This is a genomic window from Pantoea sp. A4, from assembly GCF_000295955.2.
In the GTDB taxonomy this organism is placed as follows: domain Bacteria; phylum Pseudomonadota; class Gammaproteobacteria; order Enterobacterales; family Enterobacteriaceae; genus Pantoea; species Pantoea multigeneris.
In genome coordinates this window covers 350,115-375,381 of record NZ_ALXE01000019.1, presented here as the reverse complement: position 1 = coordinate 375,381, position 25,267 = coordinate 350,115, and the positions used below count along the sequence as shown (strand labels likewise).

At 53.4% G+C, this 25,267-nt stretch carries 24 protein-coding genes; 18 read left to right on the top strand and 6 right to left on the bottom strand.

Going from position 1 to position 25,267, the window contains the following annotated elements; translation table 11 throughout:
• The first annotated feature begins 154 nt into the window (after positions 1 to 154).
• From flhB to flhE, 3 genes are read left to right on the top strand one after another with little or no spacing between them, the layout of a single operon-like run.
• The gene (gene flhB / locus B880_RS0106305; RefSeq protein ID WP_017346538.1) at positions 155 to 1,306 is read left to right on the top strand and encodes a flagellar biosynthesis protein FlhB; all 1,152 of its coding nucleotides are present in this window, start codon (positions 155 to 157) and stop codon (positions 1,304 to 1,306) included.
• On the top strand, positions 1,299 to 3,386 hold the full coding sequence (flhA, locus tag B880_RS0106300; RefSeq protein ID WP_017346537.1) for a flagellar biosynthesis protein FlhA: 2,088 nt from the start codon (positions 1,299 to 1,301) through the stop codon (positions 3,384 to 3,386). The genes flhB and flhA overlap by 8 nt, the downstream gene beginning before the upstream one ends.
• A gap of 1 nt (position 3,387) precedes the next feature.
• A complete protein-coding gene (gene flhE / locus B880_RS0106295) occupies positions 3,388 to 3,777 on the top strand; it encodes a flagellar protein FlhE (protein WP_017346536.1) in 390 nt (129 codons plus the stop codon).
• A gap of 82 nt (positions 3,778 to 3,859) precedes the next feature.
• Here flhE and argS read toward each other — a convergent pair whose 3' ends face one another.
• Positions 3,860 to 5,590 carry an arginine--tRNA ligase gene (gene argS / locus B880_RS0106290; RefSeq protein WP_017346535.1) on the bottom strand — a complete coding sequence of 577 codons (1,731 nt, stop codon included), beginning with the start codon at positions 5,588 to 5,590 and terminating at the stop codon, positions 3,860 to 3,862.
• Positions 5,591 to 6,211: 621 nt separating this feature from the next.
• On the opposite strand from argS, the gene B880_RS0106280 reads away from it, so the two are divergent.
• The 6 genes from B880_RS0106280 (at position 6,212) to B880_RS0106255 (ending at position 12,109) form a co-directional block, all read left to right on the top strand.
• Positions 6,212 to 6,769 (top strand): VOC family protein, encoded by a 558-nt coding sequence (locus B880_RS0106280; RefSeq protein WP_017346534.1) that lies wholly within the window; start codon positions 6,212 to 6,214, stop codon positions 6,767 to 6,769.
• Positions 6,770 to 7,029: 260 nt separating this feature from the next.
• A complete protein-coding gene (cutC, locus tag B880_RS0106275) occupies positions 7,030 to 7,782 on the top strand; it encodes a copper homeostasis protein CutC (protein WP_017346533.1) in 753 nt (250 codons plus the stop codon).
• A 905-nt stretch (positions 7,783 to 8,687) separates the two neighbouring features.
• Positions 8,688 to 9,743, top strand: a complete 1,056-nt coding sequence (locus B880_RS0106270) for an acyltransferase family protein (RefSeq protein ID WP_017346532.1) — start codon at positions 8,688 to 8,690, stop codon at positions 9,741 to 9,743.
• 114 nt (positions 9,744 to 9,857) lie between these two features.
• Entirely contained in the window at positions 9,858 to 10,484 is a 627-nt protein-coding gene (locus B880_RS0106265; protein ID WP_017346531.1) for a glycoside hydrolase family 19 protein, read from the top strand.
• Positions 10,485 to 10,561: 77 nt separating this feature from the next.
• The gene (locus B880_RS0106260) at positions 10,562 to 11,410 is read left to right on the top strand and encodes a hypothetical protein (RefSeq protein ID WP_017346530.1); all 849 of its coding nucleotides are present in this window, start codon (positions 10,562 to 10,564) and stop codon (positions 11,408 to 11,410) included.
• Positions 11,411 to 11,485: 75 nt separating this feature from the next.
• Positions 11,486 to 12,109 carry a LysE family translocator gene (locus B880_RS0106255; protein ID WP_017346529.1) on the top strand — a complete coding sequence of 208 codons (624 nt, stop codon included), beginning with the start codon at positions 11,486 to 11,488 and terminating at the stop codon, positions 12,107 to 12,109.
• A 2-nt stretch (positions 12,110 to 12,111) separates the two neighbouring features.
• On the opposite strand, the gene cmoB is transcribed toward B880_RS0106255, so the two are convergent.
• Positions 12,112 to 13,080, bottom strand: a complete 969-nt coding sequence (gene cmoB / locus B880_RS0106250) for a tRNA 5-methoxyuridine(34)/uridine 5-oxyacetic acid(34) synthase CmoB (protein WP_017346528.1) — start codon at positions 13,078 to 13,080, stop codon at positions 12,112 to 12,114.
• Positions 13,077 to 13,805 carry a carboxy-S-adenosyl-L-methionine synthase CmoA gene (gene cmoA / locus B880_RS0106245; RefSeq protein ID WP_017346527.1) on the bottom strand — a complete coding sequence of 243 codons (729 nt, stop codon included), beginning with the start codon at positions 13,803 to 13,805 and terminating at the stop codon, positions 13,077 to 13,079. The genes cmoB and cmoA overlap by 4 nt, the downstream gene beginning before the upstream one ends.
• A gap of 521 nt (positions 13,806 to 14,326) precedes the next feature.
• Between cmoA and B880_RS0106240 the strand changes: the two genes are divergently transcribed.
• The gene (locus B880_RS0106240) at positions 14,327 to 14,758 is read left to right on the top strand and encodes a hypothetical protein (RefSeq protein ID WP_017346526.1); all 432 of its coding nucleotides are present in this window, start codon (positions 14,327 to 14,329) and stop codon (positions 14,756 to 14,758) included.
• Positions 14,759 to 14,764: 6 nt separating this feature from the next.
• Here B880_RS0106240 and B880_RS0106235 read toward each other — a convergent pair whose 3' ends face one another.
• Positions 14,765 to 15,586: a DUF72 domain-containing protein gene (locus B880_RS0106235; RefSeq protein WP_017346525.1), complete on the bottom strand. Its 822-nt coding sequence runs from the start codon at positions 15,584 to 15,586 to the stop codon at positions 14,765 to 14,767.
• Positions 15,587 to 15,807: 221 nt separating this feature from the next.
• Here B880_RS0106235 and aspS point away from each other — a divergent pair, with 221 nt between their 5' ends.
• From aspS to ruvB, 6 genes are all read left to right on the top strand, one after another.
• A complete protein-coding gene (gene aspS, locus B880_RS0106230) occupies positions 15,808 to 17,595 on the top strand; it encodes an aspartate--tRNA ligase (RefSeq protein WP_017346524.1) in 1,788 nt (595 codons plus the stop codon).
• Positions 17,595 to 18,026 carry a dihydroneopterin triphosphate diphosphatase gene (nudB, locus tag B880_RS0106225; protein WP_017346523.1) on the top strand — a complete coding sequence of 144 codons (432 nt, stop codon included), beginning with the start codon at positions 17,595 to 17,597 and terminating at the stop codon, positions 18,024 to 18,026. Before aspS ends, nudB begins: the two co-directional genes overlap by 1 nt.
• Before the next feature lie 141 nt (positions 18,027 to 18,167).
• On the top strand, positions 18,168 to 18,911 hold the full coding sequence (locus tag B880_RS0106220) for a YebC/PmpR family DNA-binding transcriptional regulator (RefSeq protein ID WP_017346522.1): 744 nt from the start codon (positions 18,168 to 18,170) through the stop codon (positions 18,909 to 18,911).
• 78 nt (positions 18,912 to 18,989) lie between these two features.
• The gene (gene ruvC / locus B880_RS0106215) at positions 18,990 to 19,517 is read left to right on the top strand and encodes a crossover junction endodeoxyribonuclease RuvC (RefSeq protein WP_017346521.1); all 528 of its coding nucleotides are present in this window, start codon (positions 18,990 to 18,992) and stop codon (positions 19,515 to 19,517) included.
• Positions 19,518 to 19,594: 77 nt separating this feature from the next.
• A complete protein-coding gene (gene ruvA, locus B880_RS0106210) occupies positions 19,595 to 20,209 on the top strand; it encodes a Holliday junction branch migration protein RuvA (RefSeq protein WP_017346520.1) in 615 nt (204 codons plus the stop codon).
• Positions 20,210 to 20,217: 8 nt separating this feature from the next.
• Complete coding sequence (ruvB, locus tag B880_RS0106205; RefSeq protein ID WP_017346519.1) at positions 20,218 to 21,225, top strand: Holliday junction branch migration DNA helicase RuvB; 1,008 nt, start codon at positions 20,218 to 20,220, stop codon at positions 21,223 to 21,225.
• Positions 21,226 to 21,232: 7 nt separating this feature from the next.
• Here ruvB and znuB read toward each other — a convergent pair whose 3' ends face one another.
• Together znuB and znuC are read right to left on the bottom strand one after the other, a co-directional pair.
• Positions 21,233 to 22,018 carry a zinc ABC transporter permease subunit ZnuB gene (znuB, locus tag B880_RS0106200; protein ID WP_017346518.1) on the bottom strand — a complete coding sequence of 262 codons (786 nt, stop codon included), beginning with the start codon at positions 22,016 to 22,018 and terminating at the stop codon, positions 21,233 to 21,235.
• Positions 22,015 to 22,770 (bottom strand): zinc ABC transporter ATP-binding protein ZnuC, encoded by a 756-nt coding sequence (gene znuC / locus B880_RS0106195; RefSeq protein ID WP_017346517.1) that lies wholly within the window; start codon positions 22,768 to 22,770, stop codon positions 22,015 to 22,017. Before znuC ends, znuB begins: the two co-directional genes overlap by 4 nt.
• A 78-nt stretch (positions 22,771 to 22,848) precedes the next feature.
• Between znuC and znuA the strand changes: the two genes are divergently transcribed.
• Entirely contained in the window at positions 22,849 to 23,808 is a 960-nt protein-coding gene (gene znuA / locus B880_RS0106190) for a zinc ABC transporter substrate-binding protein ZnuA (RefSeq protein WP_017346516.1), read from the top strand.
• 14 nt (positions 23,809 to 23,822) lie between these two features.
• On the top strand, positions 23,823 to 25,160 hold the full coding sequence (gene mepM, locus B880_RS0106185) for a murein DD-endopeptidase MepM (protein WP_026042455.1): 1,338 nt from the start codon (positions 23,823 to 23,825) through the stop codon (positions 25,158 to 25,160).
• Positions 25,161 to 25,267: the final 107 nt, after the last annotated feature.

Here is a 25,267-nt window from a genome sequence, read left to right as displayed (position 1 = left end):
AGTGTAACGTCTGCTGATTTACTCTCCAGCTTCAGTTGCACAACCAAGGCTCTATTGCCAAAAAAGCCCCTCTTTCACCCCCGTATTTCTCGCATTAGTTGTGTTCACCTTTGGCATCCTGTAGCGACCATTCCTGCGAGTCGAGAGGTGTGTTATGGCTGATGACAGCGATGACGACAAAACAGAATCGGCCACACCCCACCGAATAGAAAAAGCGCGTGAGGAGGGGCAAATCCCGCGATCGCGCGAGCTGACGTCATTACTGATGCTGCTGGCGGGCATCATGATCCTGTGGCTGGGGGGCGGGGCGATGGCGCAGCGGCTGGCGGATATGCTGGCAAGTGGGTTGCTGTTCGACCATGGCATGGTGACGGATGACAAACAAACCGGCGTACACGTCGGCGATTTAATCGGCCAGGCGGTGCTGGCCATTTTGCCGATGATGGCGGGCCTGGTGCTGGTTGCCATTGCGGCACCTATGTTACTGGGCGGCATTGTACTGAACAGCAAAGTGATCAAGTTCGACCTCACCAAACTCAACCCGCTGCCGGGCCTGCAACGGATGTTCGCGATGCAGGCCTGGGTTGAACTGTTTAAAGGTGTGCTTAAAGCGGTGTTAGTCGGCTGCGTGGGCGGCTGGTTTATCTGGACGCACTGGCCGGAGATGCTGCGCCTGATGAGCCAGTCACCGGAAATGGCCCTGCGTCACGGCTTGAACATGATTGCCATGGGGTGCGCGCTGGTGATGCTCGGCCTGATCCCCATGGTGGGCTATGACGTTTTCTGGCAAATCTATAGCTATTACAAAAAGTTGCGCATGAGCCGTCAGGAGATCCGCGACGAGTTCAAACAGCAAGAGGGCGACCCGCATGTGAAAGGGCGTATTCGTCAGCAAATGCGCGCCGCCGCACGCCGCCGCATGATGTCTGATGTGCCAAAAGCGGACGTGATTGTTACCAACCCCACCCACTATGCCGTGGCGCTGCAATACAACGAAAAGAAGATGAGTGCCCCCAAAGTGTTGGCGAAAGGCATGGGGGAAGTGGCGTTGAAAATTAGAGAAGTGGCGGCAGAGCATCGTGTGCCGCTGCTGGAAGCACCGCCGCTGGCGCGCGCATTGTATCGCCATACTGAGATTGGTCAGGCTATTCCTGGCGCGTTGTATGCTGCGGTGGCCGAGGTCTTGGCCTGGGTGTGGCAACTGCGCCGCTGGAAGCGTGAAGGCGGACTGATCCCGAAAAAACCCGATAATCTGCCGGTGCCGGCAGAGATGGATATAGCAGGAGAGAAGCAAAATCATGGCTAACCTGGCCGAAAAACTGCGTTTACCGGGGAATCTGAAAGAGACCCAATGGCAGGTGCTGGCGGGGCCAGTACTGATTCTTCTGATCCTGTCGATGATGGTGCTGCCGCTGCCGCCCTTTATTCTCGATCTTCTGTTTACCTTTAATATTGCCCTGTCGATCATGGTGCTGTTGGTGGCGATGTTCACGCAGCGCACGCTCGACTTTGCCGCGTTTCCGACCATCTTGCTGTTCTCCACCTTGCTGCGACTCTCTCTGAATGTGGCATCAACGCGTATTATTTTGCTTGAAGGACACACAGGTGCTGGAGCGGCGGGGCGCGTGGTGGAGGCCTTTGGTCACTTCCTGGTGGGCGGTAATTTTGCCATCGGTATCGTGGTGTTCATTATTCTGGTGATCATCAACTTTATGGTGATCACCAAAGGTGCCGGGCGTATTGCTGAAGTAGGTGCGCGCTTTGTACTGGATGGTATGCCGGGCAAACAGATGGCCATCGACGCTGACCTGAATGCCGGACTGATTGGCGAGGACGAAGCGAAACGGCGGCGTTCTGATGTCACCCAGGAAGCCGATTTCTACGGTTCCATGGACGGTGCCAGTAAGTTTGTCCGTGGTGATGCCATCGCCGGGATCATGATCATGGTGATCAACGTGATCGGGGGATTACTGGTGGGTGTGGTGCAGCACGGTCTGGATCTGGGCCACGCCGCAGAGAGTTACACCCTGTTAACCATTGGTGATGGCCTGGTGGCACAGATCCCGGCGCTGGTGATCTCGACGGCGGCGGGTGTCATTGTTACGCGTGTGAGCACCGATCAGGACGTCGGTGAACAGATGGTGGGGCAGCTATTTAATAACCCCCGCGTGATGGTATTGAGTGCCGGGGTATTGGGATTGCTGGGCCTGGTGCCGGGCATGCCAAACCTGGTGTTTCTGTTGTTCACCGCAGGCTTGTTGGGCCTGGCCTGGTGGGTGCGCGGTCGTGAGATACAGCCAAAAAACCCTGCTTCTGCCGTGGTCAGCAGTAAGCCACAGGAGAGCCAGTCGGTGGTTGAAGCTTCCTGGAGCGATGTGCAGCTGGAAGATTCGCTGGGGATGGAAGTGGGTTATCGACTGATCCCCATGGTTGATCATCTGCAAAATGGTGAGCTGCTGGGGCGTATCCGCAGTATCCGCAAGAAAGTGGCGCAGGAGCTTGGCTTCCTGCCGCCGGTGGTGCATATCCGTGACAACATGGATCTGCCACCTTCGCGCTATCGTATCCTGATGAAAGGGGTGGAGATTGGCAGTGGCGATGCCTGGCCGGGCCGCTGGATGGCGATCAACCCCGGTACGGCTGCGGGCACTTTGCCGGGCGAAGCCACGGTCGATCCTGCTTTTGGGCTGGCCGCGATCTGGATCGATGCTGCGCTTAAAGAGCAGGCGCAGATTCAGGGCTTTACCGTGGTAGAGGCCAGTACCGTGGTGGCAACGCATCTTAATCACCTGATCGGCCAGTTTGCGAGCGAACTGTTTGGACGTCAGGAAGCACAGCAGCTGTTGGATCGCGTGACCAAAGAGATGCCGAAACTGACGGAAGACCTGGTGCCAGGCGTGATCTCCCTGACCACGCTGCATAAAGTGCTACAGAATCTGTTGATTGAACGCGTGTCGATTCGCGACATGCGCACCATTATTGAAACCCTCGCGGAACATGCACCGGTACAGAACGATCCTCAGGAACTTACCAGCGTCGTGCGCGTAGCCCTGGGCCGGGCGATTACGCAACAGTGGTATCCGGGCGGGGATGAAGTACAGGTGATTGGTCTCGATGCCACGCTTGAACGTCTGTTACTCCAGGCGTTACAAGGCGGCGGTGGGCTGGAGCCAGGCCTTGCCGACCGTCTGCTGACGCAGGCGCAAGACGCGGTACAACGTCAGGAGATGTTGGGTGCGCCGCCGGTACTGTTAGTCAACCATCCATTGCGCGCCTTATTAGCCCGCTTCCTGCGTCGTAACCTGCCACAGCTGGTGGTGCTCTCAAACATGGAACTGAGTGAAAACCGTCAAATTCGCATGACCGCCACCATCGGAGGCAAATAACATGCAGAGCCTGTGGGGATTGTTATTGTTGCCGTTGATGGCCCATGCTGCCAGCGGCGGCTGGCACGCCAGCGTGAGTGGGCCGGGCTTAACCCAACGCGGAAGCTGGCTGGTTTCACCGGCATTACCGCCTGCAACCGGCGTGAGCGGGGCAATTACCATGGTCAACTGGCGTTATCAACTTAATATGCCCGCGCCTTCTGGCCTGAAGGTGCGGCTGTGCGCACCTCAACGCTGTGTCTTGTTAGAGGGGGCCAGTGGTATCACGCTGGGCCTGGCACACCTGCCTGCTAATCAGGCACTGCATTTTGCGTTTGGTTTTACGGGAAAAGGTGATCTGCCACCGGGGCTGCGCGTCGTGAGCAGCGAAGTGATGGTCAACTACCACTGAATATCAGGAGGATGAAAATCAGAGGGGTTAGTGAAAAGATGAGAACTGCGGCCACTGATACTCAGTGACCGCAGAGTAAACATTACATCCGTTCTACGGTTTTAATGCCCAGCGTATCCAGGCCCTGTTTCAGGGTTTTTGCGGTCAGCGCAGCCAGTTGCAGGCGGCTGTTACGCGTGGCTTCATCTTCTGCACTCAGAATTGGGCAGTGCTCGTAGAAGCCTGAGAACAGGCCCGCCAGATCGTAGAGGTAAGCACACATCACATGTGGCGTGCCATCACGGGCAACCTGAGTGATGGTCTCTTCAAACTGCAGCAAACGCGTTGCCAGCAGTGCTTCACGATCTTCAGTGATGATTACCGGCGCGTTGAGGGAATCGGCTTCAATACCCGCCTTGCGGAACACGGAGAGTACGCGCGTGTAAGCATACTGCATGTATGGCGCCGTGTTGCCTTCAAAGGCCAGCATGTTATCCCAGTCAAAGATGTAATCTGTGGTGCGGCTTTTTGACAAGTCGGCATATTTTACTGCGCCAATCCCCACGACTTCCGCCAGATCTTTCAGCTCCTGTGCCGACATCTCCGGGTTTTTCTCGCTCACCAGGGCATGTGCGCGATCGACCGCCTCATCCAGCAGATCTGCCAGTTTAATGGTACCGCCGCTACGGGTTTTGAATGGACGTCCATCTTTGCCTAACATCATGCCAAACGCATGGTGCTCTAAAGGTACAGATTCCGGAACATAACCGGCCTTACGCACGATGGTCCACGCCTGTTGCAGATGCTGATGCTGGCGTGAGTCGATGTAGTAGAGCACGCGGTCTGCACCCAGAGTTTCATAGCGGTACTTCGCACAGGCAATGTCCGTGGTGGTGTAGAGATAGCCGCCATCCTTTTTCTGGATGATGACGCCCATCGCTTCGCCTTCCTTGTTTTTGAACTCATCAAGGAACACCACAGTGGCACCTTCACTGGTGACGGCCAGCCCTTTTTCGCGCAGATCGCTGACGATGCCAGGCAACATGTCGTTATACAGGCTTTCACCCATGACATCGTTACGGGTCAGGGTGACATTCAGGCGATCGTACACTTCCTGATTTTGACTCATGGTAATGTCGACCAGCTTCTTCCACAGGGTGCGGCAATACTCATCACCCCCTTGCAGCTTCACGACGTAGCCACGAGCGCGCTCCGCGAAAGCTTCATCCGCGTCATAAGTGACTTTGGCTTCACGGTAGAATTCTTCGAGATCCGCCAGGGCGATATCTTCATGATGCTCGTTTTGCTGCTTTTCCAGGTAGGCAATCAACATACCAAACTGCGTGCCCCAGTCGCCGACGTGGTTAGCGCGAATAACCTTGTGGCCGAGGAACTCCAGCGTACGAACGGCTGCATCACCAATGATGGTGGAGCGAACGTGGCCCACGTGCATCTGTTTGGCGACGTTAGGCGCTGAGTAGTCAATAACGATGGTTTGCGGTTTCAGGCTGCTTACGCCAAGACGAGGAAGTTGCAGCGCCTGTGCTGTCTGCTCTGCCAGCCACTGGCGATCAAGGAAGATGTTGATAAAGCCGGGGCCAGCAATTTCAACTTTGCTGGCAATCCCGGTGAGATCCAGATGTTGGATCACGACCTCAGCCAGCTGGCGCGGTGCCTGCCCGAGCTTTTTCGCTACCGCCATAATGCCATTGGCCTGATAATCACCAAACTGGACCTTGGCCGACTGGCGAACCTGAGGTTCACAATCGGCGGGTGCGCCAGCCGCAATCATTGCCTGACTGACTTTATCGGAAAGAAGAGCCTGAATATTCACCGCGTTACCTTCATAAGCTGAAAAGGCCCGGCTGAGAAACAGCGGGCCGCTGGTTATCTCCTGTTAGGGTTAACCAACAGGAAAAACAAAAAATTAAGGGGCTAAGTATACGTGAATTGTGGCGGGGCGTCAGCAGCGGTTGTCGTTACGAGGGACAAAGGGGGAAGCTGCCTTCCCACTTTCTGCTAACGGCGTCGTGTATGACGACGTGTATTTTTAACGCTTTTGTCTGCTCGCACCTTCCAGTGGCGGGAAATAGCAAATCCCGTCACGGCGATCAGGACTGCAACAACAATGAGCATGGCCATAAAAATTTCCTTGCAGTAATGAAGCTGCAAATTTACAGGTAATGCAGGTAAAACTGCAAACCTCTGGCTGTAATTTAAGATGTTTCTCATTGTACTAATTAACACTAATAAAAACATGGTGTTATTACTGCTTTGTGTATTAATTAGTGGCCCTGATATATAGATGTATCCGAAATAGCCGCGTAAAATAGGGGCTATAAAGCCAAAAAACAGGTGAATTCGGATGAGTCCGATCTACGGTTTGGCGATATTTTGCACATCAAATTAAATTAAATGATTAAAGAAACTAACTATATTATGAGGTGGGTCGAAGATGAGTTTGTCAACTGCGGGTCTTGAAGATCTGACCGTGGATTTAGAACGTTTTGACAATGAATTACAGAAATTTTCCCAATTACTGGGCCTGAACCTTGTGGGATGTGAGGCAGACCATATCGCGCTGCGTTGCCACCAAAATGCAACGGCTGAGCGCTGGCAGCAGGGGCTATTGCAGATTGGCACGGAATTCTCGCGCGCGATGATCAATGGCCGCCCAATTTGCCTGTATCGTTTGCATCAGCCTCTGACGGTAGCCGGTTTGACCATCAAGGTTGTCGAACTGCCGTGGCCAGGTGAAAAGCTTTATCGCCATGAGGGCTGGGAGCACATAGAAATCGTCTTGCGTGGCGATCCTGCCACCTTGGGCGTGCGGGCAATGGCACTGATTGCCGATCAGGCTTTGGTCACCCCCGGTATTACCTTTAAGACCAGTAGCCCGCAGGGAGAAAATGAACGCTTACCGAACCCCACTTTAGCGGTGAGTGATGGCCGAACCACCATTAAATTCCATCCCTGGAGCCTGGAAGAGATCGTCGCCAGCGAACAAGAATAGCTTCTCTCTTCTCGCATTGCGCCCTGATTGTTATCGGGGTGTAATCAAAAGGTGGATTTATTCACTTTCTTAACGGCGTGGTGACCCACCAAAATGTAAGCTGTGTCATGTTTATGCAATTTCAAACCTTTGCTGTGACCCCGGTCGATTCAGGAATCACTATTGAGTGCCATAGTTAGCGCTGTCTGGCCAAGCTGGCCGCTGTTTAGCCGTATCTGATCAATGATTTTTCAACCAGATGCCACCACCGGAGGATTCAGATGCTGACACTGGAAATTTGTTGCTATGGCATAGATTGTGCGCTGACGGCACAGCAGGCAGGTGCGGACCGCATTGAGCTTTGTAGTGCACCCCGTGAAGGCGGGTTAACGCCTTCCGCCGGTATGTTATCGGCAGCACGTGCCGAAATTACGATACCGGTACACCCGATTGTACGCCCGCGTGGAGGGGATTTTTGTTACAGCGCGCGTGAGTTTTCGCTCATGAAGTCGGATATTGCCATTATGCGGGAGCTGGGGTTCCCGGGCGTGGTGGTTGGGGCCCTTGATGAAGACGGGCACATTGATATGCCGCGCATGCAGCAGCTTATGTCATTATGTGAAGGAATGGCGGTAACTTTTCATCGCGCCTTCGACCTGTGCCATAACCCGAAGCGAGCATTAGAGCAGTTGGCCGAGTTGGGCGTGGCTCGTGTACTCACTTCGGGCCAGCAGCAGAGTGCAGAAAGCGGAATTGTGTTACTGCGGGAACTTAATGCCTGCACGCCAGGTCCAATCATTATGGCTGGGGCAGGAGTACGTTTGAGCAACGTGCAAAAATTCCTGGACGTCGGATTGCAGGAACTTCACAGTTCAGCCAGCCAACGCATTGCTTCGCCAATGCGCTACCGTAAAGCAGGTGTTTCGATGGGTAGCGACGTTGATGTCGACGAGTTCAGCCGTAACTGCGTTGATGGCGATATAGTAGGAGCAATGAAGAGTGTGATGCAGATAGGCGATATGCGTGTTGCCTGAATCTGCCCGTTTTTGCCGCGCAGCGCGTCGAACCTGACGTGATGTTTGCAAGTACCAAGCCCCGGCCTCTATTGCTGGGGTTCTTTTTATCTGCGGTTTTCCAGCCAGACCCGTCACCGTTCTGCTACAAAGAAAAAACCCCGCATTATGCGGGGTGAAAAATCTAACTAACCAGTCAGAAAACCTTAGTCAGACAACTGCTTACCAATCTCGTAACAACAACTCGGGAGGCATCCTAACACACTGAAAAGTCCTAATTTTGATCCAGATCAACTTTTGCATCATTGAAAAACGGTGCTTATCAATTGAGTGTTATTTGAGTAATTTTTCATGAGGTTTGTCACAAACACCCGCATTTTTTGGTGAATTTAGTTAACGATGTGTTATCAGTGTCCATAGTGATGATTAATTCCCTAACGATATCCTTACAGTGTGTGTGGTGTGTTGCTCAGTAGTCTCAGCAGTGAGGTAGGGCAGTGTCTGCGCCCCACAGCGCGGTAATCATGGAATGTCTTAAGATTAATCCAGTGAAATATAGAGAAAAATATGTTGTTAAATCGTAATGGTAGTATTAGTTTACTGTAAGTATCATCTTGTCGTTATTGGCTCGATTATTTTAACACCAGTTATGTAACTCATTGCCTGAAACTAAACACTTTCAGCCAGGCAGATTCAATTCACAGGTAGGGTGAGTCGATGATTAGCCATGTCTCTGCTATGTGCTTTTTCTCTATTAGTTTTATGATAAGACGAAATATGGCTTTTTCCCCACATTAGGTCGATCTCCGTGGGTAGCTAAACTACGCCAGTTTCCGTGGGTGGTTTAGTTCTATTTTAATAATAAATGTTGGCGGTTTAACCGGCCGACTGATTTTTCCTGCGCGTTACTTATATGGGAGGGGGGTATGACAACAACCTATTCTGCTAAGCACGACAACAGTTTTGATATCATTCGTTTGCTGGCGGCAGTTGCTGTTATTTATAGTCACCACTTTGCTTTGAGTGGATTTGACGAGCCGCAAGTTTTGGGGCTTGAGTCGTTTGGTACCACCGCAGTGATTATTTTCTTCTCTATTTCTGGTTATCTCATTACGCAAAGTTACCAGCGTTCTTCATCTGATTTCGAATATGCGCGCAAACGTTTTCTCCGGGTGTATCCGGGGCTTGCCGTGTGTCTGGTTTTCACCATCTATATTTGCGGTGGGTTACTCGGTAGCGAGAGCTTCCTCCACTGGGTAACCTCCTGGGATGCGCTTAAAACCTGGCTTCGTGTGATGGGCTTGACCGGCATTGGGTTTGTGGGTGTCACGCCTGAAGGGATGAATAACTTCACTAATAGTTATATTTATCCGAATACGATGAATGGCAGTTTGTGGACGCTTTTCTTCGAAGTGTTTGATTATATAGTGCTGGCGTTTTGCCTGAAGTGGTTCTCGCGTTATAACGCAGGGTTATGGATATTCCTCGTGGGTTCTGTGGTGTTGCAACTATTATGTCTGCACTTTGGTATCACTAAGCTTGCCTTGGTGGCGACCAGTCATTTCTCTATTCCCTTTGCCGTTGGTGCACTGTTTTGCGTTTATCGCGACCACTGGATCAATAATGTCAAAGTGAAAATTATATTGCTGGCAGTGGCATTGATTGCGCTGTTGCTTTCGGGCCTTAATATTATTCTGGTAAAAACGCTGTACACGGTTGCGGTTTGCTATTTGACACTGCTGATTGGGATCTCCTTCCGCGACCGTTTGATTAAAGGTCGCTTTGATTTCTCTTACGGCATCTATATTTATGCGTTTCCAGTGCAACAGATTGCAATTAATGAGTTGGGTATTGGTTTCTGGTCATCCATGTTGTTATCGCTGCTGGTTACGCTGGTAATGGCTGCACTCTCATGGTTCTTGATTGAAAAACCAATGATTGGCCGGAAAACGTCGCGTGTTCTGGTAAGAGCAACCGAATAAGCTGTCTTTTTCCTGGCGTATTTATCCGAAAACAAGCGTTACAGTCAGGCAAATGCCGGGTTTTTTTGCCCTCTGTCTAAGCTTAAGAGTGAGAGCTTAACAGAGGGCTTATTTATGACTCAGGATCAGTTCCAGAAGGCGGCAGGCATTAGTGCTGTGCTCGCGGTTCGTTGGTTTAAACCCATCACGGATGCCATGGCAGAGTTTGGCATCGATACCCCAACACGCCAGGCGAATTTCATCGCACAAACAGGCACGGAGTCCGCCGGTTTTAGTCGTCTGGTGGAGAGTTTTAACTATTCAGTGGCAGGTTTGGCCATTTTTGCTAACCGATTGACGTTACAGCAGCGTCAACAACTCGGACGGCGCAGTAGTGAAGCGATAGTTCCGATAGCGCGCCAGAGACAGATTGCTAATCTGGTGTATGGTGGCCGTTATGGAAATACACAACCCGATGACGGCTGGACCTATCGTGGTCGAGGCCTCAAGCAAATTACCTTTCGCGCCAATTACGCCGCCTGTGGCACAGCATTAGCACTGCCGCTCCTGGATCAACCCGATTTGCTGCTGCAGGATGTGAATGCAGCGCGTTCCGCCGGTTGGTTCTGGCAGGCGAACAAACTGAATCCCATAGCCGACAGTGGGAACGTTGAAGCGCTAACGCGGCGTATCAACGGGGGCGAAAATGGGTTGGCCGATCGTATAGCCCGGACGCAACGAGCCAGTCAGGTGCTGGTGTGAATTCAGGCTAAAGATTATTTTCTCCCCGTCGCACAGAGCGGTTTACACTGATTAGATGGCGACTGGGGAGTAAGCGTATGAAACAGGTCATTTTTACCGCAATCGCGGCTTTACTTGTGGTCTGTAGTCCATCACTCCAGGCAAAGTCTGCCTGTATGGCGAAAAGTGCTGCCATCTCTGCCAGTAATAACTGGGTTTTGCTGGGTGGGAATGCAAAGGGCAACGTGCAGCAGGTGGTGGCGGGTGAGTTTGGCAAGGATGTGGATTCACAAAAGCGGGTGCTGGGGCAGTTTGATCGCTGTGGATCGCTGCTGGTGGCGGATATCAGCTATGACAAGAACGAACGCAATGTTGCCTTCAGCATGGAACAGCACATTTCACGGGTGCAGGGCGGCTGGGTTGCTGAATATGCCTATCTGGTTAAAGTGATGCGGCAAGGCAAGGAAGAAGTGGTGGATAATCGCCAGGGGACGGTGAGCTGGCATGTGGGGCGACACGGCACCATCACCAGCAGCTCTGATCGTTTTACCAGCATGGGGAAAAATGGCTTTACCGATATTACCTACCACTACGATCCGCAGTTGCGGTTGCAGAACAGTGTGGCGCGCGGCAGCGATGAAGAGAGTAACGGGGTTAATCGCTATCGCTGGAATGCGCAGGGTCAGGTGACGAATGCGGATACCGACCACAGTAAAAATCGTTACACCTATGACAACCAGCGCCGTGAATGGAAACTCGATTCCACTGAACAAACCTCCGTCAGCATGTTGCACTCGGCCGATGAGTGCCAGTTGTGGGATGAAACCGGCAACTGCACCTTGAGTTATCTGCATGAAACCGAGGTCTTTGCTCAAGGCGTTATCGAGCGCCATCTTACTTCGGCCTATCGCTATCAGTACTGGGGCAGCAAAAGCGACAATCAATGAGCAATGAATTCGTTGTCAACAGGACTCGGCTGCTAAACCTGGGTACACTGGCGGCAGTTGAATAAGGAGATGTAAATGACGACGCTGTGGCTCTCTTTTCTGTTTGCGATCACCATTCTGACGTTAACCCCCGGTTTTGATACCGCTCTGGTGCTGCGTTCTGCGGCTGCTCAGGGATCGCGCCGTGCGGCGGCAACGGCATTAGGTGTGACTTCTGGCTGTCTGGCTTGGGGTGTTGCTGTAGGTTTTGGCCTGGGCGCACTGCTGCTGGCCTCGGAAGTGGCTTATGCCACGCTGAAATGGGTGGGTGCGGCCTATTTGTTGTATCTGGGTTTGCGTTTGTTGCTGAAGAAACCGGAAGCCGTGGCAGAAGTGGCGGTAGAAACGCCGGCCCAGCAAGGGATGTTTGCCTGTTTTACCCGCGGATTGCTCGGCAACATGCTCAATCCGAAAGTGGGTGTGTTTTATGTGACCTTTTTGCCGCAGTTTATTCCGGCTGGTGCCTCAGTGCCCCTGTGGTGTTTTTTGATGGCGCTGGCCCATATGGCGATTGGCTTAGTGTGGAATGCTGTGTTGATTGGCGGTAGCCATTACTTTTCCGCGCATTTGCGTCGGCCAGCGGTCCAGAAAGTGATGGACCGACTGACCGGTGTGGTGTTCATCGGCTTTGCGGCGCGACTGGCACTGTCACGCCACTGATGTTACGGTTTGCGCGCCACGAGCACGGCGCGCAGCGGTGCCGGATAACCTTCTACCGTTTTGCTGCTGTCGTTCGGGTCGAGGAATTCAGCCAGTGATTCGCTGGTCATCCAGGCGGTTCGGCGCTGCTCTTCGGTGGAAGTGACGGCATAATCGGCAATACGAACGTCTTCAAAACCACATTTTTCTAGCCAGCTTTTCAGTGCTGCCGCCGAAGGGATATAGTAGACATTGCGCATTTGTGCGTAACGCTCGCCTGGCACCAGTACCTGATTCTCATCCCCTTCAATAACCAGCGTTTCCAACACCAGTTCGCCTCCGCTGACCAGCTGATTTTTCAGCTGTAGCAGGTGATCCAACGGTGAGCGGCGGTGATATAACACGCCCATTGAGAAGACGGTATCAAAGGCTTGCAAAGTAGGAAGCTGTTCGATCCCGAGCGGCAGGAGGTGAGCCCGACGATCGTCGTTCAGCAGTTTACGCACGGCTTCAAACTGGCACAGAAAGAGCTGCATCGGGTCGATGCCGACCACTAAGCGCGCGCCAGCCCCAACCATGCGCCACATGTGATAGCCGCTGCCACAGCCGACATCCAGAATAGTGCGGCCAGCCAGCGGTGAGATATGCGGCAGTACGCGTTCCCACTTCCAGTCCGATCGCCATTCCGTGTCGATTTCGGTGCCATACAGTGAGTAAGGCCCTTTGCGCCATGGCATGAGGTTGCGCAGGAGTTTTTCAATGCCTTGTCGCTGGCGATCGCTCAGGTCGTCATGTTGTGCGCTGACGCTATCCACCAGGTCGAGATGCTGCGGGGCCAGTTGGGGCAAGTGTTCAACGGACTTTTCCCAGTTGCGGAAGTGACCATGAAGGTTTTCACGCTGCCAGGTGGCAACCTGTGCCGGTAAAGTTTCTAACCAACTGGCCAGGGGGCCGGTGGCAATTTGCTGATAGAAGCGGCCAAAATCAATCATTTCAGCGCCACCAGAGAACCAAAGTTGAAGCACTGGAACCACAGCTCAGCATGGGAGAAGCCTGCGGTTTTCAGGCGTGCTTTATGGGCTTCAACGCTGTCCGTCAGCATGACGTTTTCCAGCATGCTGCGCTTCTGGCTGATTTCCAGTTCGCTGTAGCCGTTGGCCCGTTTGAAGTCGTGATGCATGTTGAACAGTAGTTCACCGACTTCGGCGTCTTCAAAGCTGAACTTCTCTGACAGCACCAAAGCGCCACCGGGATTCAGTCCGCGCCAGATTTTTTCCAGCAGCTTCAACCGTGCTTCGGGGTCGAGGAATTGCAGGGTAAAGTTGAGCACCACCAGCGAAGCATTTTCGATTTCGACATCGCGAATATCCGCTTCCATGACGTTGACCGGTGTCTCACCCCGGAAGGCATCAAGATGGCGGCGGCAGCGCTCGACCATCGCGGGGGAGTTATCAATGGCGATAATGGTACAACCCGGCACATGGATGTTGCGGCGCACTGAGAGCGTTGCCGCACCAAGTGAGCATCCGAGGTCATAAACCTGGCTGTCGGGTTGAACAAAACGTTCTGCCAACATGCCAATCATCGAGATGATGTTGGAGTAACCAGGTACGGAGCGCTGAATCATGTCAGGGAAGACTTCAGCCACGCGCTCATCAAAGGTCCAGTCACCCAGTTTGGCAATGGGTGCGGAGAATAGGGTATCGCGGTCAGGCATAGCGAAAAATCCGAAGAATCGACATCAAAGGCGCTATTTTGGCAGAAATGCGCGCGCGCTGCATCTCTTAGCGGTTTGCCAGGCGCGCGTGTTGACCTTTATTGCTGAGTGTTGAGAAGCCGCTGTGTATTCAGGTGGCAGGTCAGACAATGGGGGGGTATGACTGCAAAGGAATCTGTATCCCTACGATCCGCTGGCACATCCATGTGCCAGAGGCATTTGCTGTCATACCCCCCATCATCTTCCCAACAGCATCAGTGCGGCTGTCAGAAGCCCGAGCCCTTGGTGAGTTTTAGCGCTGTTTTTCCAGACGGCTTAGTATCAGGCAAAACAACCGTATGGATTTCGGAGGGCAGGGTGATCGGAGCGAGCCACGTCGCAGCCCGATTGCCCTGACAGGCCGAGGTATCTCGATCTATCAGACGATGGTTTAGAAGTTGACGTTGACGTTCCAGAGCTAAGCGCGTAAGACAGTCATTCAAGCAAATTAGGGACAGGCTTCATTTTAAGGACGAAACATTATGCTCATTAAGGCAAAACTTCAGCGGTTAAACCTGCTGGAACAGTGGCGGCGTGACAGCTACCGCATTTACTTTTCGCTGGCGGTATTGGTGATATACAGCTGCATCATCCGTTGGGTGCTGCCGCTGTGGGTACATGGCAACATTCATGACGGTATTGTGGGGTGCATCTGTGGACTGGCAGCCACGTTTTGGCTCACCTGCATTGCGCGCCTCACGCTACCGGGTGACGTCACGCCTGACCAGCTCACCGCTATACTGACCAAAGCGAAATATCACGCCACCAGTGCCGGTTACTATGACGTGCCTCTTCATAAACGCATGAAATTCAAATCGCAGCGTATCTACATTGAAAGCCTATCGGGCCAGATCATACTCACAGGCCCGTACAACATCCTGAAGAGAATCAGAAACAAGCTTGAGGAAGGATAACGCGAACTAAAACAGTGCCGCTTGCTGTGGCCAGTCTGGCCCGCTGCCTATTGCGGAATCCAACTGCTGCAACTGAGGCCACAGCGCCTGAACTAACGGAAACACCTGACCCATATCCGGCGTATGCAAAAACACCATCGGGTCACTTTCCGGCTGCCACTGCCGTAATTTATCCAGCCAGATAGCAAACAGTGGCACACTCTCCTCTACGCTATCGCTGGCGATAAACCGCACCATTGGTTGTGTCGCCGTACGGATAGCGTGTGGCGGCACGCGTGGTTTCTTACTGCGCGCTTCAATGGCGGCGGGGGAAGTGGAAAGCGAAGCATGTACCGCACGGCTATCGAGAATAACCCGGTTCACACTACGCTGATGCAAACCCCGATTCAGCGCCTGCTCGGCTTCACCTTTAGCAAAAAAGGCCGCGTGGCGGACTTCAACGCCGTAGTGAAAACATTTCGGCAACGCGTCCAGAAAACGCCACAGGTCCGCCAACTGGGCCGGGGAAAATGACGCAGGTAACTGCAGCCAGTACTGGCCGATACGTGCAGAAAGTGGATCAAGCAGACGGAAAAACGCATCTACCTGATCGTCACACTGACGCAGCGCAGCCTGATGGCTAATCGCGGAAGGAAACTTAAAACAAAACCGGAAATCGTCATGGGTCATGGCCTTCCAGCGCTGAACCGTGGCGGCATCTGGCAATGCATACAGTGTAGTATTGCCCTCCACGCACTGAAAATAGCGCGCATAGTCCGCCAGGCTCTCAATGCCCCAGCGCTTCCAGTGTGCATGCTGCCATTGCGGCAGACCAATACGAAGTGTCACAACAGAATTCCCTCTACCTTAAGCACGATTTTTGCCCGCTAACAGCTTACCAGCAAATGAAAAGTCACGATTCAACCCGACAGAGTTGCATAGTCTGTTCGCTCTACTTATCCTGCCTGCCTTTTTAAATTATACTAATCGCCATTTTTGCGGCAGCATCACTTCAGGTTACGTGGCCTGGTGTTGCCAGGCAGCAGCGGCGAAGTTAAAAGGATAGCGTTATGCGTACAGAATATTGTGGACAGCTCAATCTGTCACATGTGGGTCAACAGGTAACACTTTGCGGCTGGGTCAACCGTCGCCGCGATCTGGGCAGCCTGATCTTTATCGATATGCGCGACCGTGAAGGTATTGTGCAGGTCTTCTTTGATCCCGACCGTCAGCAGGCTTTCAAGCTGGCTTCAGAGCTGCGCAACGAATTCTGCATCCAGATCACCGGGACCGTGCGTGCTCGCGACGAAAAAAACCGTAACAGCGACATGGCAACCGGCGATGTTGAAGTGTTCGCCCATGAGCTGAACATCATCAACCGCTCTGAGCCCCTGCCGCTGGACTCCAACCAGGTCAACAGCGAAGAAGCTCGCCTTAAATACCGCTATCTCGACCTGCGTCGCCCGGAAATGGCTCAGCGCCTGAAAACCCGTGCCCGCATCTCCAGCTTTGTTCGTCGCTTTATGGATGACAACGACTTCCTCGACATCGAAACGCCAATGCTGACCAAAGCCACGCCAGAAGGTGCGCGTGACTACCTGGTGCCAAGCCGTGTGCATAAAGGCAAATTCTATGCGTTGCCACAATCACCCCAGCTTTTCAAACAGCTGCTGATGATGTCGGGCTTTGATCGCTACTACCAGATCGTAAAATGCTTCCGTGATGAAGACCTGCGCGCTGACCGTCAGCCTGAATTCACCCAAATCGACGTAGAAACCTCCTTCCTCAGCGCTGAACAAGTGCGTGAAATGATGGAGCGCATGATCCGTGAACTCTGGCTGGACGTAAAAGGTGTGGATCTCGGCACCTTCCCGCAGATGACCTTCGCCGAGGCGATGCAACGTTACGGTTCAGATAAACCTGACCTGCGCAACCCAATGGAACTGGTCGACGTGGCTGACCTGCTGAAAAACGTCGAATTCCAGGTCTTCGCGGGCCCGGCGAATGATCCGAAAGGCCGCGTTGCTGCGCTGCGTGTACCAGGCGGTGCCAGCCTGACGCGTAAACTGATTGATGAATACGGCAAATTCGTTGAGATCTATGGGGCTAAAGGTTTGGCCTGGATGAAGGTCAACGAACGTGCCAACGGCCTTGAAGGTGTGCAGAGCCCGGTGGCTAAATTCCTGACCGCTGACATCGTTGAAGGCATCCTCAGCCGTACCGGCGCACAAGATGGCGACCTGATCTTCTTCGGCGCGGACCGCGCTAAAGTGGTAGCGGATGCGCTGGGTGCACTGCGCCTGAAAGTGGGACGTGACCTGCAAATTACCGATGAGAAAGCCTGGGCACCGCTGTGGGTAGTGGATTTCCCAATGTTCGAAGCGGATGATGAAGGCGGCCTGGCGGCTATGCACCACCCGTTCACTTCGCCGAAAGACCTCTCGGCAGAAGAACTGAAAGTGGATCCCACCCAGGCTGTGGCGAATGCTTACGACATGGTCATCAATGGCTATGAAGTGGGTGGCGGTTCAGTCCGTATCCACAATGGTAAAATGCAGCAGACCGTGTTCAGCATTCTGGGTATTGAAGAACAGGAACAGCAAGAGAAGTTTGGCTTCCTGTTAGATGCCCTGAAATACGGCACGCCTCCGCACGCGGGCCTGGCATTTGGTCTCGATCGCCTGACCATGCTGCTGACCGGCACCGACAACATCCGTGATGTTATCGCGTTCCCGAAAACCACCGCGGCTGCCTGCCTGATGACCGAAGCACCAAGCTATGCCAATCCGGCAGCGCTGGTGGACCTGGGCATTCAGGTCGTCAAAAAAGAAAATAAAGACAATCTTGAGAATAAGTAATGGGCTATAAACACCCGGTATCGGTACTGATCGTGATTACTGCGCAGGATACCGGCCGGGTGCTGATGCTGCAGCGGCGCGATGATGCGGAATTCTGGCAATCGGTCACCGGTAGCCTGGAGCCGGGTGAACAACCGGCTGAAGCCGCATGGCGGGAAGTCTTAGAAGAGACGGGCATTGATGCCAGAGCCGAACAGCTGGCGCTGGAAGATTGCCACAAACAGATTGAGTTTGAGATCTTCGCCCACTACCGCCATCGCTATGCGCCGGATGTCACCCACAATCGCGAACACTGGTTTCGTTTAACCTTACCGGTCGAGCGTGACGTGACTATCAGTGAACATCTGGCGGCGCGTTGGCTCAGCGCAGCGGAAGCGGCAGCATTAACCAAGTCCTGGAGTAACCGCCAGGCAATTGAAGAATTTGTCTGAATGGCGGTCTGACCGCCAGCTGAACGTTTTGTTTATCGGGTGTAGTCTCTTGTACTGCACCTCTGCATTGAACCATCGGGTGGAACCGCCTCAGCAGTAACCGGGCACAGTACCCCGTGCAATAGACAAGAGAGAAGAGAAATGGCTGGACATAGTAAATGGGCAAACACCAAACACCGTAAAGCGGCACAGGATGCCAAGCGTGGTAAGATCTTCACCAAGATCATCCGTGAGCTGGTTACCGCAGCAAAACTGGGCGGCGGCGATGCAAACTCTAACCCACGTCTGCGTGCAGCAATGGATAAAGCGCTGTCAAACAACATGACGCGTGACACCATGAACCGTGCGATTGCCCGTGGTGTAGGCGGTGAAGATGATTCCAATATGGAAACCATCATTTATGAAGGTTACGGTCCTGGCGGCTCAGCGGTCATGATTGAGTGCCTGAGTGACAACCGTAACCGTACCGTAGGTGAAGTGCGTCATGCATTCACCAAAACCGGCGGCAACCTCGGTACTGACGGCTCTGTATCTTACCTGTTCAGCAAAAAAGGGGTGATCTCCTTTGCGCCAGGTCTGGATGAAGATGCGGTGATGGATGCAGCACTGGAAGCCGGTGCAGAAGACGTTGTCGCTTATGACGACGGCGCGATTGACGTGTTCACTGCCTGGGAAGAGCTGGGCAAGGTGCGTGATGCACTGGAAGCGGGTGGTCTGAAAGCAGACACCGCCGAAGTCTCAATGATCCCATCGACCAAAGCCGATCTGGATGCGGAAACCGCACCAAAACTGCTGCGTCTGATCGATATGCTGGAAGACTGCGATGACGTGCAGGAAGTTTACCATAACGGTGAAATTTCTGACGAGGTGGCGGCAACGCTGTAATGCCTCGCGCATCACTGATTGCAGTGCACGCAGCGGCCATTCTCGTGCCGCTGCGTTATCGCTTAACGGGGAGTTGATATGGCGATCATTCTAGGCATTGACCCCGGCTCCCGCGTCACGGGGTATGGCGTAATTCGCCAAACCGGACGCCAACTCACTTATCTTGGTAGTGGGTGTATTCGCACCAACGTGACCGACCTTCCCTCCCGCCTGAAACTGATTTATGCCGGTGTCACCGAAATTATCACCCAGTTTTCGCCAGACTATTTTGCCATTGAGCAGGTGTTTATGGCGAAAAATGCAGACTCCGCGCTGAAGCTGGGGCAGGCACGCGGTGCGGCGATCGTGGCGGCGGTCAATCTGGATCTGCCGGTGTTTGAATATGCGGCACGTCAGGTCAAGCAAACCGTCACCGGTACCGGTGGGGCAGAGAAAAGCCAGGTGCAGCATATGGTTCGTTCGCTGCTCAAATTACCGGCTAATCCGCAGGCGGATGCGGCGGATGCCCTGGCTATCGCGATTACGCACTGCCATGTTAGTCAGAATGCTGCGCGCATGAGTGACAGCAAACTGACGTTAACCCGTGGCAGGCTACGTTCGGTCTAACCGGTGAGGCTGGATATTCATCCAGCCTTTTTTATGTTATAAACAGCGCATTATGCATTGAGAAAGGACAGAAACAGGTGATAGGGCGTTTACGCGGTACAATTCTGGAAAAGCAGCCCCCGCTGGTGCTGATAGAAGTGAATGGCGTTGGCTACGAAGTACATATGCCGATGACCTGTTTTTACGAACTGCCTGAAATCCATCAGGAAGCCGTGATCTTCACCCAGTTTGTGGTGCGTGAAGATGCGCAACTGCTGTTTGGCTTCAATAATAAACAGGAGCGGGCACTGTTCCGCGAGCTGGTGAAAGTCAACGGCGTTGGGCCAAAGCTGGCGCTGGCAATCCTTTCCGGCATGTCTGCGCAGCAGTTTGTCACTGCGGTGGAAAAAGAAGAGATCGCGGTGCTGATCAAACTGCCTGGCGTCGGTAAGAAAACCGCTGAACGTCTGGTCGTTGAGATGAAAGACCGCTTTAAAGGCATGCACGGCGATCTGTTCGGTGGCGATTCTACCTTTACCCTCACCACGCCGGGGCCAGAACCTGAAGGCAATGATGCTGAAGCAGAAGCCGTTGCGGCACTGGTTGCGCTGGGGTATAAACCGCAGGAAGCCAGCCGTATGGTAAGCAAAATCGGTAAGCCAGATGCTGATTGTGAAACCCTGATCCGCGAAGCGCTCCGCGCTGCCATTTGAGGTAAGTCATGATAGAAGCCGATCGCCTTGTTTCCGCTGCACCTTCTTTTAACGAAGAAGAGAGCCTTGACCGCGCCATTCGCCCAAAACGGCTGACGGAGTATGTCGGCCAACCGCAGGTCTGTGAGCAGATGGAAATCTTTATCAAGGCGGCGAAACTGCGTGGCGATGCGCTGGACCACTTGCTGATCTTCGGCCCGCCAGGGTTAGGAAAAACGACTCTGGCAAACATCGTTGCCAATGAGATGGGGGTGAATTTACGCACTACCTCTGGCCCGGTGCTGGAAAAAGCGGGCGATCTGGCGGCGATGCTGACCAACCTCGAACCTCATGATGTGCTGTTCATTGATGAGATCCACCGTCTTTCTCCGGTGGTAGAAGAGGTACTCTACCCGGCGATGGAAGATTACCAACTGGATATCATGATTGGTGAAGGCCCAGCGGCACGCTCCATCAAGCTCGATTTGCCACCGTTTACCCTGATTGGTGCCACCACCCGAGCCGGTTCTTTAACGTCTCCCCTGCGTGACCGTTTTGGTATTGTGCAGCGTCTTGAGTTTTATCAGGTCAAAGACCTCCAGCATATTGTGAGTCGCAGCGCCAGTTGCCTCGGGCTCGATCTAAGCGATGAAGGTGCGCTGGAAGTGGCACGGCGTTCTCGCGGTACGCCGCGTATCGCCAATCGACTGCTACGCCGCGTGCGGGATTACGCAGAAGTAAAAGCGGATGGTGAGATGAGCGGGGAAGTGGCGACCAGCGCGCTGAACCTGCTGAATGTCGACAGCGAAGGGTTTGATTACATGGACCGCAAACTGCTGTTAGCCATCATCGATAAATTCACCGGTGGTCCTGTGGGTCTGGATAACCTGGCAGCAGCTATTGGTGAAGAGCGGGAAACCATCGAAGATGTGATTGAACCCTTCCTGATCCAGCAAGGGTTCATTCAGCGCACACCGCGTGGCCGAATGGCCACACAGCATGCTTACCGTCATTTCGGGATCACACGCGAGAGTTAAGCGCGGATCAGGAAGCGGGTTTACGTAACTGGCTTAGCACGAACAACAGTGCGGCAGCCAGTACCACGGAAGGGCCGGCTGGCGTGTCATATAACGCAGAGAGCGTTAAGCCACCGCTCACGGCAAGGATGCCGACAATCACCGCGAAGCCGGCCATTTGTTCTGGAGAACGCGAAAAACGGCGAGCGGTTGCGGCAGGAATAATCAGCAACGAGGTGATGATCAGCGCACCGACAAACTTCATTGCCACGCCAATCGTCAACGCCGTAACCAGCATCAGCATCAGGCGAGTACGCTGCACGTTAACGCCATCCACCTGCGCCAACTCCGGGCTGAGCGTCATTGAGAGCAGTGAACGCCACTGCCACAGCATCACCAGCAGCACAGCCAAAACGCCGCCCGCCATCAGCCACAGATCTTGCGGGGTCACTGCCAGCAGGTCACCAAACAGATACGCCATCAGGTCGACTCGCACACCGGACATCAGGCTCACGACCACCAGCCCAAGGGAAAGCGCACTGTGCGCCATAATCCCCAGCAGGGTATCAATCGCCAGATTCGGTTTACGCTCCAGCCACACCAGGCCCAGCGCGATAAACACCGTCACCAGAATCACGGCATAGTAAGGATTAACATTAAGCAACAGGCCAAAAGCCACGCCAAGCAGTGACGCATGGGCGAGGGTATCGCCAAAATAGGACATGCGACGCCAGACCACGAACGAGCCTAACGGGCCTGCGGCCAGTGCCAGCATCACGCCGCCCAACCAGCCCGGTAACAGTAATTCAATCATGACGGCCCCTGTCCACGGCGTAGAACAATACGTCCCTGTAAATCGTGACGATGATTATGATGATGGCGATAGATCGCCAGTTGCTCGGCACCACGCTGACCAAACATCGCGGTAAATTCGGGATGCTGGGCAACCACTTCAGGCGTCCCGGAACAACAGATATGGTGATTGAGGCACAGGACGTCGTCAGTTTTTGCCATCACTAAATGCAGGTCGTGGGACACCATCAGCACCGCGCAATTCAGTTCAACGCGCAGCTGGTTGATGAGATCATACAGGGCGACCTGGCCATTCACATCCACACCCTGCGTGGGTTCATCCAGCACCAGCAATTGCGGCTGATTCAGCAAAGCTCGTGCCAGCAACACGCGCTGGGTTTCACCGCCCGAGAGCTTCTGTAGCGGGTAATTGAGCAGGTGCCCGGCCTGGACTCGTTTCAAAGCCGGCAGTACCGCCGCTTTTTTTACGCCCCGTGATAAACGCATAAAACGTTCAACTGTAATCGGCAGGGTAGGGTCGATATGCAGTTTTTGTGGCACATAGCCGATGCGCAAACCGGGTTCGCGTTGAATGGTGCCGCTGCTGGCGTCGAGTAGCCCTAACACCAGGCGCACCAGCGTTGATTTGCCTGCGCCATTAGGCCCAAGCAGCGTGAGTATGCGGCCCGGAGAAAGGTCAAGGCTAATGCCCGACAGCACCTGGCGCTGGTCGAACTTTACCGAAACATCTCTGAGTGTAACTAAAGGTGACATGGTTATTTACAGGTTGCGTAAAAAATATAATGTTATAATATCACATCCCCGCCTGCCGACACGATGGAATGACGCATTATGTTACATATTAAATCGCGCTTTATCTGCACCTTTTCTGCTGTAGCGCTAGCTGCTGCATTTGCTCTGCCTGCACAGGCGGATGTTGTGGCCTCAATTAAACCGGTAGGCTTTATTGCCGCAGCCATTGCTGATGGTGTTACGCCCGTGGATGTGTTGCTGCCAGATGGTGCTTCAGAGCACGATTATGCTCTGCGCCCGTCTGATATAAAACGTATTAAAAACGCAGACTTAGTGGTGTGGGTTGGGCCAGAAATGGAAGCCTTTATGACGCAATCAGCGGCATCTCTACCTGCGCAAAAAAACCTCGAAATGGCAGCCCTTCCTGGCGTAAAATCTCTGCTGGTCAGAGGAGATGAAGATGACGATCATGATGAAGATAGCCATGCGGCAGGTGGCGATGATCATCAGGATAAGTCTCATGCTCACCACCATCATGGTGAGTTTAATATGCATCTCTGGATGTCCCCGGAGATAGCCCGGCAAACGGCAGTTGCAATCCATGGGAAATTATTGGAACTTATGCCGCAAAGCAGAGCCAAACTTGACGCCAACTTGCAACACTTTGAGGCGGATCTGGCGGATACTGACCAGAAAATTGGTGCGCAACTCGCACCGGTGAAGAGTAAAGGATATTTCGTTTTTCACGACGCTTACACGTATTTTGAAAAGCATTACGGTCTCTCCCCAACCGGGCATTTTACCGTGAATCCTGAGATCCAACCGGGCGCGCAGCGCTTACATGAAATACGAACACAGTTGGTTGAGCAAAAGGCGGTGTGCGTCTTTGCTGAGCCACAATTCAGGCCAGCAGTCATCGATGCTGTAGCGCGAGGTACTTTTGTACGCAAAGGGACTCTTGATCCCCTCGGCACAGCGATCAGCTTAAATAAAGACAGCTATGTGCAATTCCTTTCACAACTGTCGAGCCAGTATGTCAGCTGCCTGAATGGAGCATAAAGGAAATAGTTAACGTGCAGCAGATAGCCCGCTCTGTCGCCCTCGCATTTAATAATTTGCCGCGTCCCCACCGCGTAATATTGGGTTCATTAACTGTTGTCACATTGGCCGTCGCTGTCTGGCGGCCATTTGTCTATCATCCGGCGGAGATGTCGCCGGTGATTAGACAAATTGCGATAGATAAAAACGACCTGCAAGCCCTGTTGCCTGAGGCGAGCGAACCGGTTGATCAGAATGCGGATGAACCGGATGACGACGCCGTTCCCACCGATGAAATCGATAAAGATGTGGCCGATAGCCCAGATGCGCACGAATACACCGTCGCCACGGGGGATACCCTCAGCAGCGCGCTGAATCAGTATGGTATCGATATGGGTGATATCAACGCCCTGGTCAACAGCGACAAAGCGCTGGGGACGTTACAGGTAGGCCAGCAGCTTAACTGGTCGCTCACCGATGACGGCAGCCTGCAATCCCTGACGTGGGAAACCTCCCGCCGCGAAACTCGTACCTACACCCGCAATGACAACGGCTCATTCACCATGCAGCAGACGCTACAAAAAGGTGAATGGCGCAATAGCGTGATGCAGGGTGTGGTGCAGGGTAGTTTTGCCAGCAGCGCGCGTAGCGCGGGATTAACCAGTACTGAAATCAGCAACGTCATTAAAGCCCTACAGTGGCAGATGGATTTCCGTAAGTTGCGCGTAGGTGACAAATTCAGCGTGCTGATGTCCCGCGAGATGCTGGACGGTAAGAGCGCACAGAGTGAGCTGCTTGGTGTGCATTTACGCAGCGCCGGTAAAGATTATTATGCGTTCCGTGCCGAAGACGGTAAATATTACGACCGTAGCGGTGCCGGTCTGGCGCAAGGCTTTATGCGCTTCCCGACGGTGCGTCAGTACCGTGTCTCCTCCAACTTCAATCCACGTCGTCTGAATCCCGTCACGGGCAGAATTGCGCCGCACCGCGGTGTTGACTTCGCGGTGCCGATTGGCACACCGGTGTTAGCGGTGGGTGACGGTGAAGTGTTGGTGGCGAAGAATGGTGGCGCAGCGGGGAATTACGTTGCACTGCGTCATGGCCGTCAGTACATGACGCGTTATATGCATCTCAGCAAAGTGCTGGTGAAGCCAGGGCAGAAAGTAAAGCGTGGCGATCGTATTGCGCTTTCGGGGAATACCGGCCGTTCTACGGGTCCACACCTGCACTTTGAAGTGTGGATCAATAACCAGGCCGTCAATCCATTAACGGCCAAGCTGCCGCGTATGGAAGGTCTGACCGGTAAAGATCGCAGCACTTACCTGGCTCAGGTGAAGAGCTGGTTGCCACAGCTGGGTCTGAAAGCCGACTGATAACTGCGCAATTTTGACTAAACCGGGGGTATTTACCGCCGGTTTTTGCGTTTCGTCGGTTATGGATTGCAAATTCATCAGCCGACACTATCATTAGCGCGTCATTC